Source organism: Pedobacter sp. A2324, assembly GCF_059693705.1.
The window spans coordinates 148,548-160,971 of the sequence record NZ_JCASSK010000008.1 but is presented as its reverse complement, the minus strand read 5'-3'; the positions used below and the strand labels follow the sequence as shown (position 1 = coordinate 160,971).

Annotated in this window: 12 protein-coding genes; 3 read left to right on the top strand and 9 right to left on the bottom strand. The window is 40.4% G+C overall.

Going from position 1 to position 12,424, the window contains the following annotated elements:
* Positions 1–6: 6 nt before the first annotated feature.
* The 7 genes from AC570I_RS21250 to AC570I_RS21220 all read right to left on the bottom strand — a co-directional run bounded on the left by AC570I_RS21250 (position 7) and on the right by AC570I_RS21220 (position 4,981).
* Positions 7–813: a polysaccharide biosynthesis/export family protein gene (locus tag AC570I_RS21250; RefSeq protein ID WP_047800821.1), complete on the bottom strand. Its 807-nt coding sequence runs from the start codon at positions 811–813 to the stop codon at positions 7–9.
* A 164-nt stretch (positions 814–977) separates the two neighbouring features.
* On the bottom strand, positions 978–1,718 hold the full coding sequence (locus tag AC570I_RS21245; RefSeq protein WP_047800822.1) for a tyrosine-protein phosphatase: 741 nt from the start codon (positions 1,716–1,718) through the stop codon (positions 978–980).
* Positions 1,719–2,225: 507 nt separating this feature from the next.
* Positions 2,226–2,552: a hypothetical protein gene (locus tag AC570I_RS21240; protein ID WP_497407101.1), complete on the bottom strand. Its 327-nt coding sequence runs from the start codon at positions 2,550–2,552 to the stop codon at positions 2,226–2,228.
* Positions 2,553–2,683: 131 nt separating this feature from the next.
* Positions 2,684–3,295 (bottom strand): C40 family peptidase, encoded by a 612-nt coding sequence (locus AC570I_RS21235; RefSeq protein ID WP_231582714.1) that lies wholly within the window; start codon positions 3,293–3,295, stop codon positions 2,684–2,686.
* The gene (locus AC570I_RS21230; RefSeq protein ID WP_047800824.1) at positions 3,214–3,588 is read right to left on the bottom strand and encodes a hypothetical protein; all 375 of its coding nucleotides are present in this window, start codon (positions 3,586–3,588) and stop codon (positions 3,214–3,216) included. The genes AC570I_RS21235 and AC570I_RS21230 overlap by 82 nt, the downstream gene beginning before the upstream one ends.
* A gap of 56 nt (positions 3,589–3,644) precedes the next feature.
* Complete coding sequence (locus tag AC570I_RS21225) at positions 3,645–4,289, bottom strand: DUF6266 family protein (RefSeq protein ID WP_156166786.1); 645 nt, start codon at positions 4,287–4,289, stop codon at positions 3,645–3,647.
* A gap of 401 nt (positions 4,290–4,690) precedes the next feature.
* Positions 4,691–4,981, bottom strand: a complete 291-nt coding sequence (locus AC570I_RS21220; RefSeq protein ID WP_047800826.1) for a hypothetical protein — start codon at positions 4,979–4,981, stop codon at positions 4,691–4,693.
* A 378-nt stretch (positions 4,982–5,359) separates the two neighbouring features.
* Here AC570I_RS21220 and AC570I_RS21215 point away from each other — a divergent pair, with 378 nt between their 5' ends.
* From AC570I_RS21215 to AC570I_RS21205, 3 genes are all read left to right on the top strand, one after another.
* Positions 5,360–6,487, top strand: a complete 1,128-nt coding sequence (locus AC570I_RS21215) for a hypothetical protein (RefSeq protein WP_497407100.1) — start codon at positions 5,360–5,362, stop codon at positions 6,485–6,487.
* Positions 6,488–6,649: 162 nt separating this feature from the next.
* The gene (locus AC570I_RS21210; RefSeq protein ID WP_497407099.1) at positions 6,650–7,225 is read left to right on the top strand and encodes a cyclic nucleotide-binding domain-containing protein; all 576 of its coding nucleotides are present in this window, start codon (positions 6,650–6,652) and stop codon (positions 7,223–7,225) included.
* A gap of 304 nt (positions 7,226–7,529) precedes the next feature.
* Positions 7,530–7,847, top strand: a complete 318-nt coding sequence (locus AC570I_RS21205) for a hypothetical protein (protein ID WP_047800829.1) — start codon at positions 7,530–7,532, stop codon at positions 7,845–7,847.
* A gap of 39 nt (positions 7,848–7,886) precedes the next feature.
* Here the strand turns inward: AC570I_RS21205 and AC570I_RS21200 are convergent, their stop codons facing one another.
* The gene (locus tag AC570I_RS21200; protein WP_497407098.1) at positions 7,887–9,251 is read right to left on the bottom strand and encodes a RagB/SusD family nutrient uptake outer membrane protein; all 1,365 of its coding nucleotides are present in this window, start codon (positions 9,249–9,251) and stop codon (positions 7,887–7,889) included.
* A 9-nt stretch (positions 9,252–9,260) separates the two neighbouring features.
* A complete protein-coding gene (locus AC570I_RS21195) occupies positions 9,261–12,422 on the bottom strand; it encodes a SusC/RagA family TonB-linked outer membrane protein (RefSeq protein WP_497407097.1) in 3,162 nt (1,053 codons plus the stop codon).
* Between the last annotated feature and the right edge of the window lie 2 nt (positions 12,423–12,424).

Below are 12,424 nucleotides of genomic sequence, written 5' to 3'. Positions count from 1 at the left end.
GGCAAATTATTTAAAACTAGAGATCGCTAAAACTATTACTGAAATAACAGAGGCTATTACGCCAATAGTTTGTATTTGTGCTGAATTTGATGCTGAGACTTTACGTTTATTTGGCTCGACATAAATTACGTCATTTTGCTTTAAATAGTAGAACGGACTATTGAAGATGTCAGATGAGTTTAGATCAAGTCTGGCAAACTCCTTTATTCCGTTATTGTCTCTAACAATTAAAACATTCTCACGTTTACCGTATATTGTTAAATCGCCAGCTAGACTTAACGCATCTAAGATGCTCACTTTTTCATTTGGAAGCGTATATGTTGACGGAGCGTTAACTTCTCCTAAAACACTCACTTTAAAGTTAGCAAACCTTAACTGAACATTAGGTTGCTGATAGATATTGGCAGCTTTCTCTCGAATTAATTCTCTCGCCTGATACGAGGTAAGGCCCGCAACTTTAACTTTTCCAATTAACGACAGTTCAATCTCGCCATTTCTATCAACCAAAAAACCAGTATTTTGCGTTGCCAAACTACTATTAGAGTTTCCTCCCAAAGATGGCGTAGACGCAGCTTGATTTACAATTGCCCCACTTTGTTGATTGAGAGTAAATATGTTTATACTTAATATATCATCAGATTGTATTATTGGTTCAGAAAAAACCACTGCACTATCTAACTTGGCTTGATTTACCGATTGGATGTCTTGAAAATAAGCAATTTTCTTGTTGCTTATACATGATGAGGTTAACGATATAACCAGTAGAGTTGCAACGAATACAACCCCCTTACTCATATTATTTTGTTTATTCATAAATATTATATCTGCAAGAAATGGAATTGACACAACGAGCAGGTTACAAACTTAATCATTTAATTGTAATATCTAGAAATGCTGATCTAGATAATATATGAAGTAAGCTCAATTTTAGTTTAGTATTTCAATTTAAAACAATTTTATTCGTCACATACACTATTTTAAATACTGTCATGCCCGAATACATCTTGGTTTCGAAAGTGGTAATTACCTATTAATTCATGTAATCTTCCTGAAAGAACCGACTCTGTCAATGTATTCAAATGCCTTTCATGGTGTAAATCAGTTCCTGCCAAATCATACATTTTCTCCTTTAATAAAACGTCTGCCATTAGCTTAACTTCTTTCCCATAGTAGCCCAGAACAGAGAGTAAATTTAATTGAAATAAACAACCTTTCTCTTTAAATCTTTTCAACCGGGTTTTATCCTTGAAATAAAATGTATATCGTTCTGGATGAGCAAGAATTGGCTTATAACCTTTAATTTCTATATCAAAAACAGTTTGGCTTATACCTGGACTCTCATTCAAATAAGACATTTCAATTAACACATGTTTTTCGTCCAATTTGCATAAAGGCTTATCCATCGTAAAATCCTGATCGACCATATATTCTGCTGCAGCACCTAACGTCAACGAAATATTCTGATTATCCATTTCCGCTTGCAGTGCATCTTTCGCCGCACCAATGGTTTCCTGCGTGTTAGGATAAAGCTCCTTATATATGTGGGGCGTAGCGATCAATTTATTAAAACCTAATTCCTGCAGGGCCTTAACAAAACGAATGGAAGTCGGCACATCAGGTGACCCATCGTCTATACCGGGTAAAATATGGGAATGCATATCGACTCCGAGCCAGGAAATGTCTGTAACCTTATTTTTTTTTGAAAAAAAATTAAACATAACTAATGAAGGATGCTTTTGCGTAGAAAAGGAAAGACCAACTTAAATCTGAAGATATACCGCATTATAACCAATTTTTTTCTAAAAATAGATGCAATAATCCAGTTATCCAAACTTAAGTAGATTAAAACAGACCAAAAGTAGAGGGGGACCAGAACAAATACCAAATTAAGGCAAATTTAACCTGATTTTACGTGAGTAAACTATACGAAAGCTTTCGGAAAACGCATTTTACTATCCAAACGCCGCTGTTCTGATTTTTTTAGTCGTTTAATGGAAATGTATGCCACAACATTAGAAATGATTAGAGCTACCCAGCCAATTGATTCAATATAACTACTCATATGATTAAGAATAAGACAGCCACATAACAAAGCAAAGATGAAAAGGTTTTAAAAACTTTAAAATTAATTGAGGGCTTCCACTGGAGTCAAGTAGTGAAGTATAAGCAGAGATTGCTTCGTACCACGCACTGATTTTGAGCGGGCACGAAGCAAATCATAAATATCAACTAAGAGAATTTTGCAATAACCTCCGTAGCCACCATAATAAGATTAATAAGACCAGACCAATACCAACAACCCAATACCAATTTCTATTTCCAACCTGCACATGACTTTCGGCACTTTGCATCTGCTTTGTTTCAATATTGAGCTGTTCATTTAAACTTGTAGAATCTGTCCCCTTTGCCTCCCCATTAACCTTTCGTATCTCTTTTTGTTGTATCTCGATTAGCGCAGCTTCACCTTTGAAACCACTATCATTGGAATAGCGTACTGCTCCTTTGGGCCAAATACGCCAAAAGGTTTCATTTGACAAACTATCATTGCTCAAAATAGTCCAGGATTGATGGCTTGACAAACTGGAATTAAGACGTTGCGCTTCCTGGAGATGATTGGTGTTGGAAGCACTTTCCTTCCGCAGCACGCTGCAGGAACAGAATAGTACCACGATCAAAAACCTTTTCATATTCCACCTCCCTTCAGCCAATCCGCATAATACATAATGGTTCTCTTGTGCCGGTATTTAGTGTATACGCCATCTCCTTCCCTGCTGCCCGTCATGTTGGTATTACCTTCAATGGTAATTAACCATGAGCCACGTTGTGATTTTACTAAACCACAATGCGCTATTCGCTTCAGGCTGGAAAAGTAAATTCCAAACACATCGGCGGGTTGTGGGTTGTCTACTCTTCGGCTAGCAGGAAATAAAGCCGGACTCCAGGCAGTGGACGGGAACTTATACCCTGACTGTCCATAAACCCAACTTACAAATGCTGCGCACCATGGGTCGCCTTTTACATGTCCAGTATAATGGAGATAATTTTCTACTGCAATTCCATCGTTATTACCTGTCGCTTCACGGACACGAAGTTGGGCCTGTGCAATCTGAATGACTCGTTGTCTAGCGTGTTCGGAGGATGATTTACGAGAAACAGTGCGCTCCTGAAAGAAAGATGATAAACCAGCGAAACTTGCTCCCGATACTTTACTTTTTAAAACACTGCCGCTAAGCATCCCACTCCCGCTAACAGCAAAAGCGCAAACGATGCCCAATAAAAGCCTAACTGATACCATGATGATAGATCGTTAAATTGTAAAACCATGTTTGAAATTGAAGGTAATGCCAGTTTTCGGAGAAAAAGCCCAAGAAGACTAACCGACAAGAACAGGAGCAATATCCAGGTAATTAGTCCGAAAAGTAATAATTGCCAGATACCGGCGTCAACCAATCCCACAGTTGCATTGCCAATCGTCAGGAACATGGGCAAAAGCTGCCAGCATAGATATAATCCCAGCACCACTGCTACGATTAATAGGATAGGATAAAGGTTAAATCCCCTTTTTAAATTTAATATTAAAGTTTTCATGATTTTAAGTTTAAGATGAGTGTGCTGCCGAGGGCAACACACTCATCGGTTAAAAATTAGGCAACTGTAAACGGCCCTTTGTAAACACTATTTGACTGTCTCCCACCATCCCGGGATTGGTAAAACATGTAAACATGAATTTCCTGGCCCGAAAAGCTTGCAGGTAGGGTAATCGTAGTAGTCCCCTCAGTTCGTGTAGCGATCGCAGTGTAGATCATAAACAGATTTTGCGGGGCGTTGTAAATCAATACATATACCCGGTCATCAACAAATGCTGTCAGGTCATTAATCTGAGGCATCCAGCTCAACACCAGATCTTCCGGCGTTGTAGATACCAGGGTTACGTCTGCAGGTGCCTGTAAAGTTCCTTTGCTGATCTGAATAATTGACTTATCAACGCTAAAATACGGATAGACTCCGGTGACCGCATTGTTAAGTGCATGTTGTACACCCATGTTAAATCCCGTTGCCCGATTCGAGGTCTGCCCTTTGTACCCGAGCATCAATACATCTTTGATAGGCCCCAGGTAGGTCATCACCGCACCGAAGCGAGCCCGCTGCATAAGCTGAGCCTCACTGGCAGGTTTGTTGCTTAGCTTTGGCAAGCCCTTAATGTAGCTGATATTGTTCCAGCTACTGCCGATAACACTTCCGGCCTTGCCGGAGAAGCCTCCATTGGCTCCGTTTCTGATTGTTCCCATAATGAATGGATTTAAAATTTTTAACAGCATCACTATCCGGCCGGTATAGCTTTGCCTGGCACAATATTAAATGCGAAAAATATAAAATCCTAATATTCAGCGTAGTGTGGCTTAACTTGTCTTGATTTGGCTTAATTTGTCTCCTTCATAGCCTGCCAGAAAACATTACTGAACAAATAATTAAACCTAAATATTGTCCTCACTTAAGGCAGCCGGTTGGAAAAGATGGCAACCTGAGAGGTATCAGTTTAGGTTAACAAATGCCTTGCGGTTGCCAATTCATTGGAATTTGATCGTGTTGATCCCAACCCGTTCCCGAAGCCTTCCCGAACGCTTCCCGAATCTGAGGCAATACTTTCCCAAAGAGGAGTCGAAGCCACCTCGAAGGATACACGAAGCCATTAGAAAAGGTTCCCGAAGAATGTTGGCTCAGCTACAAAGAAATCAATATCATTCCGGAGAAATGATGCTTCGCGGCTGGCGCTAATAGCCATCCCAATCGCAACGATGTTCGATGTTGTAAGTGAGTTATTTCTTGTTTGCAGGTTGAACTGGAAAATCCGGAATTTTGTAATACCACTTCCCTGAAAGCTGTTTTGAAGATACAGCGCCGTTTTTCCGCAAACGGTAAATGGTTCGGCTACTGATGTTAAGTTTTGCCATGAGTCCGGCGGTGTCAAACCATTCTTCATTTTGAACAATAGGTTGTTGCTGAATCAACAAATTACGGACTTCGTTTACAGAGTCCAGAATCTCTTTTAAGCGAAAGAAAATTTTACTAAACATAACGATAATTTTAGATGAGCATACTGAAAGTTATACAATCAATACCTCTACAAATTCAACAATTACCTGTTTATCATCAAGTTGATGATAGGTTGATGATTATTGCAACCCTGCATCCCTAAAAGAAAATGACCTGGTAAAAAATTAGGAATTGAATAAATATAGCTGGTACTCAAATGCGTTCGTCACATTATAAGCGGTTTTCGCGGAGCCACAGATCTCAACGGTGTAAAAAGTTTTATTCCAGGAAAAATTGCCGATAATTTACCGGAAAAAAAACCATTATGCAATTTGAACTAACCCCATTTGAAGAAAATTTTCGGGAACTGATCTCGAATAACACCTTTTCCAGAAAGTATAAAACTGATTTCGAAAAAAATGTTGATCGGGAATATGAGCGACTAATATACATGTTCAGAAACCTGGTGTTTAAGGCCGGGAAAAACTCCGAGATAAAGAGGTATGTCTATATGCATCAGCAAGTACTCACGGCCCTGGCAGACGCAATAGAAAAAGCGATCACGTCAGACATTGAACACCCTAACAAATCACTTTTAAACATTTTGTATTCATACATTCGGGATCTTTTGGAATGGTTAAGTGTGGAACTTCGCAAATATTTCGATTTCAGCTACAAAGCCCCCATTTATTTCATGACCCAGTCTTTGGCTAACATCAAAAACCAGCAGGAAATGCTCACTGAAAAATTTAAACAGCTTGATTTTAGTGAAGACTTCATCACCATGTTTAAGAAGGCGACGGATGTAAGCTATGTGATAAGCTTTACGGATATTTATTTCTGGCTGGATCTATACGATATCATCCACAAAAAAATTCTTGAAAATCTTAAAACCGATGAGTATGAAATCATTAAACTCATGATAGAAACGGGAGCAAATCATGATGTCTTTTTTTCGTACGTCGCGAAGTTTATCGCAAATGCCACTGATGGGATGCCACTGATAGATGATCAGATCACCATGCTCCGCCACTTCAGAGAAGATTTCAAATGCTCGTGTAGAAAACGTCCTGAAAAACAATATTCAGACAATAAAAGTAGCAGGAAATTAATTAATACAATATTAAAACAGAAAATCAGGTTCCTGGAATTATTAAAATTCGTCAAAGATAATTCGGAAGATGCACAAATGATGAACTCGCAATACAAGGTATCTTTCTCAGTTAAACAGCTTGCATTTTTTATTCACCTTCAAATGGAGACAGGTATCATCCTTTGGAGAAGGGCAAAGTTTGCCCCTCAATATGTCTCGCATCATTACAGTACAATTGAAAGGGAATCCATCTCCGAAAAAAGTGTCCGTAATGCTTTGTATAATCACGCAGGTGAAGATATTAAAAAGGTAATTGTCAAGCTTACTGAAATGTTGGAGCTGGCGAAAGGAAAATATTAATCAGGCTGGACCTGATATTGAAGCATGATCAATCCTTAATCATGAACACACAATGGTTTCCTTTTCATTCGTATCGAAAGAAAATCTATACAACTGGGGGTTGCAAAATTATGCAACTTGACAGAAACTATATTACCACTTTATTTACCATCAAAAAAGGTTATGGAAAATGCGGATTACATTGAAATGCTGAACACCGTACACGCTTTGCCTGATGGGCTTACATTGTACTTAAAGAGTGTAGTAAAAAGCAAAACTTATTTAAAGGGGCAGCATATAGACTATGAGGTCGATAATCAGATGTTTTACCCCTTGATGTTTACGGGGGCGGCAAAGTTACTGGCTGTCCACCGGGAGTCAGGCGAGCGGATCAATCTTTATTTCTATTTTGACAGGGAATTTCTTTTCCATGCCACCAGCTGTGTAATCAACCCGGATGTAGAGATTGTTTTAGTTTTCCTGGAAGATGCTGAACTAATGTATATTGAGGAAGTACACTACGGAAATGTATTGAAGCTTTATGGAGATGCCTACCACCTTGATATTAAATACAATATGTTTCATTTTGAGGCAGTCTTAAATCAGCTTTTTATCAGAAACTATCACCTCGCTACCCAACGGTATCAGCTCATGCTCAAAGATAACCCGAAAACCGGCAAAAGACTTTCAGTTAATGACATTGCTTCATATCTTGGGATAGATCAAAAAACACTCAGTCGCATCCGGACAAAAGAGTAGTGACATTTGTCACTCCCCACCGCCTATTTAATAGTGAACTGGTGACATTTGCGTGCATACGCTTCGATGCATTCTCACGAAATTTATGTCAGGATTTCGGGAAATGATAAATACAATTACATATCTTAAAAATGGCTTCGCATTCGCGGGATCGGCCATTTATTTCCCGGAATTAATGGCTGTGTTTACGGGTAGGCCGTTCAGGAGAGTCAACAAGAAAGTGTTTTACAATATCGTGTAAAACCGCTTTCGGATCGCCATCCTCAAGTGCTTAAACAGAGTCTTTAATTTAATTTTTAAAATCATGAATTTAAAAAAAATCTCTATCGGCCTTGTAGCCCTTTTCGGGTTCGGCGTGATAGGCTTAAGTGCTTTTACCGAAGAAAAATCGGCTGCCTTAAGATACCAATTTACCGGAACTAGTTATTCAGATACCACCGACCCATCAAAGTGGGTAGATATCTCGAATGACCCAATTCCTTCGGAATGTGATGGCGAAAGCATTCCATGTACTCTTGAATTCCAGGATACGCAATACGCAAATATCTCGGCATACCTGGCCGTGCATAATACGCCTGCGTTGGTAGACGATGATGATTTCGTTACTTCGAGGAAAGATTAGGTATAGCAAGGGAGCAGGCACACCTGCTCCCTTACGTTTTTAATAGGTATTTTGTACAATATCACTTAAGGTGATCACCTCTTCCGGAATGGGTAATGCAAAGCGCCTGCTATTTGCAGGCAGGTTATAAGTAATATTATTAACCGTTCTGCTTAATGATATCCCGGCACCCTCCTTATTTAATCTCTTAACATCCATCCATCTAAGCCCGCGGATGAGCAACTGCTTCCTCCTTTCCTTTAATATAATTTGCACTAAGACTTCCCCGCTCAATCCGGTATACGGGACATAAAATCCTTTCGCATAACGCGTGACCAGTAATGCATTTAGATCAGACAAGGCCAAGCCGGTTTGATTCAGTCTTGCAGCGCATTCGGCCCTCGTAAGGTATACTTCATCTATGGCCACCCCACTAAACGCGGTGACGGAATTATCGTAACTGCCCTTAAAGGCGTAAGTGCCATTACCGTTATCTTTAAAGTACAATGTCTTTCTCAAATCTTTAGGGTCGTATAAGCTATAAACCTCTGGAACAATTTTCGCCCTTGCAGCAGCAATTGTGGTTAACGATTTAAATACCGCAGCATATAACACTTCAGTATTAAATTGAGGAAATGGATAGCTAGCTGTTGCAGTTAACGAATTATAATCCAGCAAGCTGCTTTTGATTTTAAGGCAGGAATCTGCATAAAGCTGCGCCTGCTCGTATTTTCGCATCCAAAGATAGGTGCGGGCCAAAAGCGCAAAGGCGGCAGGCTTTGAGGGGCGCATCACATGGATTTCCTGATTAGGCAATAGTGCGGCAGCTAATTTAAACTCATTGATGATATCATTATACGTTTCCCTGAGCGTACTTCGGGTTGACCTCAGATTAAAATTTGTGCCATCAATAACAGGTAGACCTGGTTCAGTGTCGGCGGTACTTTCGTCGTAAGCCAGGCACCAGATTCCGGCTGCCTGCAACAGATTTCTTGCCTTGATAAAATGAGCCTGGCCCATCACGCTGTTCCATTCCATTGAATTTAAAGCAGTTTTTTCAACCTTTGGCAACCCATCAATTACCGTATTCAAGGTAAAGTTCTTTCCATAAACATTTGACCAGTCATTGTTCTGGGAAATAAATATATTGCTGTTTTGCCAGGTATACATCCTGCGGTCCACTTCATCCCTGGCATTATAATCGGCGTCAGAAAGGTAAGTTTCGGCTGCGCTTACTTCGCCCGAACTGGCATCTACTTCATTAATTGAACTGTATTTATCTAACAATGACTGGTAATCTTTCAACGTTGTGGGAATGGCCAGGCTATCTAGCGGCTTTTCTTCCAGAAACTTTTTACAGCCACTAGCTGCCAGCAATACCAGGATAAAAAGTTGCAATAACACAAATTGGTATTTATAATTCATGATCATATTTTAAAGGTTAAATCTTAAATTGAATGAATAGATTCTCTGAGGCGCGCCCGTTGGATAGTCCGGATCAAGCTTGTAATCATTATCTGACCATAATAAGCCCAGGTTATTAGCCGTAATCTGAACTGCCACACTATGAAATGGAAGGTTTTTGAAATCCGTTTTATTGAACTCATATCCCACCCCTGCATACTGAAAACGGATCAAATCACCACTCAGCACCGTGGCTTCAGAATAACCATAGAAATCATCTCTGGCTCCTATTGCAGGATATATTTGGGAAGGAACAACGGTGTTTAACTCATCCCCAGGGATTTGCCATCGATTGGAATATTCACTGAGTCCGCTACGATTTGAGTACAAACTGCTATAACTGAGGGCTGGTCTCCTGAAATAACTGCCAAACTTATAACTGATCCGAAAATTGAAATTAAAACCCCTCCAGGCGATAGTATTACCCAGCGCCCCGGTCACTACCGGAAATGCGGGGCCGCGGTAAGCCAGATCATCGATAGTTATTCCGCTACCTGTCAATGCGGTATAGTTTTCTGAATACACCCCGTTCAGATATCCCCGTGGATTCCCGTTGGCTGGATTCAGACCGGCCCATTTATAAGAATAAACTGCGTATACCGGCTTCCCAACTACCCCGCCTATATTGAGGTTTCCATTAACAAAATTACTCCCCAGGTTACTGGATAAGTAGTAATCATCTACCCTGTCCCGGTAATAATTCAAGAAAAAATCTGTTGTCCAACGTAGCTTGCCCACCGTATTCAATGATCGCATCTCCACATCGATGCCTCTGGCGCTAATGGCGGCTACGTTTCGGGTAACCGTTGTACCCACACCAATCGTATAATCTATCGGCTCAGTTCCAATGAGGTCAGTAGATTTTTTAATATAATATTCAACACTTCCTGATAAACGCTTGTTAAAAAAACTAAAATCGAGCCCGGCATTTAGTGTCCTGGTGAGTTCCCATTTTAAGTCTGGATTGGCATAATTAAATATGATCGACATTGCGGTTCGGGTATAGCTCGAAATTCCGCTATAACTGATCGTGGTTAGTGCTGCGTTTCTGGAATCAGAATTTCCGCTACTTCCATAAGTAACACGCAAACGCAGATAAGGCCAATTATTGGCGAAAGGCTCCTGTGATACAATCCATGCCATCCCAGCCGACCATAATGGGTGCCAGAGATTATTTGTAGATACACCAAAAAGATTTGAGGCGTCCCTTCGTGCACTGCCTGAAAGGGTATACCGGTTTTTAAAGGATAATGCACCATTGGCATAAGCTGACACGTAACGGGTAAGCGAACTGTTGTGACTGGTGAAATCACTAATGTACCCGGATGATCCGGTGACAAAATTCCTATAGCTATTTACATAATCTACGGGTATAGATGTACCTGTTTCGGCATCTACCCCATAACTCCTGAATGTCCTGCTCACACCCCTTGCTTCCCGCATTTCACCACCAGCCAGAAAATCGAGAGATAAATCATTAATTTGTTTATTAAAATTTACCTGGCCGCGAAGATTATGTACATTGAGGTCTTGAAGATTTTCATCAACGATACTGCCTAAAGGTATTGGTCTGGTTACTGTGGTACCCGACAGCTGTGTAAACTGGTTAATCAGATTCCGTGTATAATAACTTGATATATCGTTAATCGTGTTTCCATCGATTTTTTGGTTTTCGTACTGATAGTTGATACCCAATTTAAGGCCTTTGAACATTTCATAACCTATTTTTAAATTGGCAAGTAAATCTTTTGTAGTATTTGAGGTAGCAGAATGTTGCGCATCAGAAATCGGATAGTATTTCCAGTCTAACAAGTTGCCACTCCCCGCGGTAGTAGTGTACCGGCTAGTGTAAGTTTTCATAACCTCCGCCCCTTCGCCGTTGTTATTTAAAAACCTGGTGTAAGATGGTAATACTCCAGTTGCTGTCGTCAGCGAGGATAAACCAGGCAATCCACTGGCATTATTGATCTGGCTATACGAGATCGCAAAACCCAAATCCAGATTTTTAACCGGCTTCCAGTTATTTTCTACCTTCAGGTTAAGCCTGGAATATTTAGCTGAAAGCGCACTTGTATTATGGTCGTAACCAGCAGTAACCAGCCAGTTGTGATTGGCCATGCCGCCCTGCATGGATAAGCTATACTGGTTGTTTATACCTGTTTTGAAGAAAGCACCGGCGTAGTTCTGATTAATATCCTGAGTACGCAATACACTCAGGTTGTCTTCCAATTGCTGGGTACTGATTTTACTATCCCTTGCTGCTATTAATAGTTCGATCACCGGTGAGAGTACCGGATGCGTACTTGCATTTTCAGAGCTGGTGTAATAACCTTTCGAAAACAACATTTGCTCTACAGCAATCTGATCTCTGGCCGATATGCGTTGGCTATAAGTTAAATCCGGGTCACTTAATACGCTGGTAGCTGCATTAAACTGGACATTAAATTTTTGATTGTATTTACCCTTTTTCGTCGTAATTACAATTACCCCGTTTCCGGCTTTCGCCCCCCATATTGAGGCGGCAGCAGCATCTTTTAAAATCGTAATATTTTCGACATCGTTAGGGTTGATGTTATTGATATCGCCCTGGTAAGGGAACTGATCTACAACAATCAAAGGACTGCGGTCAGACCGTAAGGTACTTAATCCGCGCACCATGATGGAAGCTGAATTTGTTCTTCTGTCTACGGTCAATGCAGGTGTGATTCCTTCTAACCTCTCCAGAATTCCGGTGGTAACCTGTTGGTTGAATGTATTTTTGCTAACACTGCTAAAACTTCCTGTCGCACGTTCTTTAGGTATATCCTGGTATCCTGTGCTTACTATAACATCTTCGAGCTGACGGCTCTCAGTTTGTAAGTACACTTCAAAAATTTTGCGCTGAGGTAAGCTGACCTTCCCTTTAAACATTGCATATCCGAGATGGCTGATGATGACTTCGTAATCGCCCTTAGGGATTTGCATTTTGAAAAAGCCAAGACTGTCAGAATAGGTCTGACGGTCATTTACTTTTACACTGACCCTCAACAAGGATGTTTTATTCGCGGCATCCAAAATCCTTCCGCTCAGCTCTTGTGCGCATGCGGCTATTCCTGTAAGCGCGCATAATAAGGTAAATAGTATTGCTTTCATGA

Bases quoted from the DNA above. Each gene is read 5' to 3' on its own strand.
- AC570I_RS21230 (WP_047800824.1), bottom strand. From the start codon at position 3,588: ATGAAAACTTTAATATTAAATTTAAAAAGGGGATTTAACCTTTATCCT.
- AC570I_RS21195 (WP_497407097.1), bottom strand. From the start codon at position 12,422: ATGAAAGCAATACTATTTACCTTATTATGCGCGCTTACAGGAATAGCC.
- AC570I_RS21200 (WP_497407098.1), bottom strand. From the start codon at position 9,251: ATGAATTATAAATACCAATTTGTGTTATTGCAACTTTTTATCCTGGTA.
- AC570I_RS21235 (WP_231582714.1), bottom strand. From the start codon at position 3,295: ATGGTATCAGTTAGGCTTTTATTGGGCATCGTTTGCGCTTTTGCTGTT.
- AC570I_RS21215 (WP_497407100.1), top strand. From the start codon at position 5,360: ATGCAATTTGAACTAACCCCATTTGAAGAAAATTTTCGGGAACTGATC.
- AC570I_RS21210 (WP_497407099.1), top strand. From the start codon at position 6,650: ATGGAAAATGCGGATTACATTGAAATGCTGAACACCGTACACGCTTTG.
- AC570I_RS21220 (WP_047800826.1), bottom strand. From the start codon at position 4,981: ATGAAGAATGGTTTGACACCGCCGGACTCATGGCAAAACTTAACATCA.
- AC570I_RS21245 (WP_047800822.1), bottom strand. From the start codon at position 1,718: ATGTTTAATTTTTTTTCAAAAAAAAATAAGGTTACAGACATTTCCTGG.
- AC570I_RS21250 (WP_047800821.1), bottom strand. From the start codon at position 813: ATGAATAAACAAAATAATATGAGTAAGGGGGTTGTATTCGTTGCAACT.
- AC570I_RS21225 (WP_156166786.1), bottom strand. From the start codon at position 4,289: ATGGGAACAATCAGAAACGGAGCCAATGGAGGCTTCTCCGGCAAGGCC.
- AC570I_RS21205 (WP_047800829.1), top strand. From the start codon at position 7,530: ATGAATTTAAAAAAAATCTCTATCGGCCTTGTAGCCCTTTTCGGGTTC.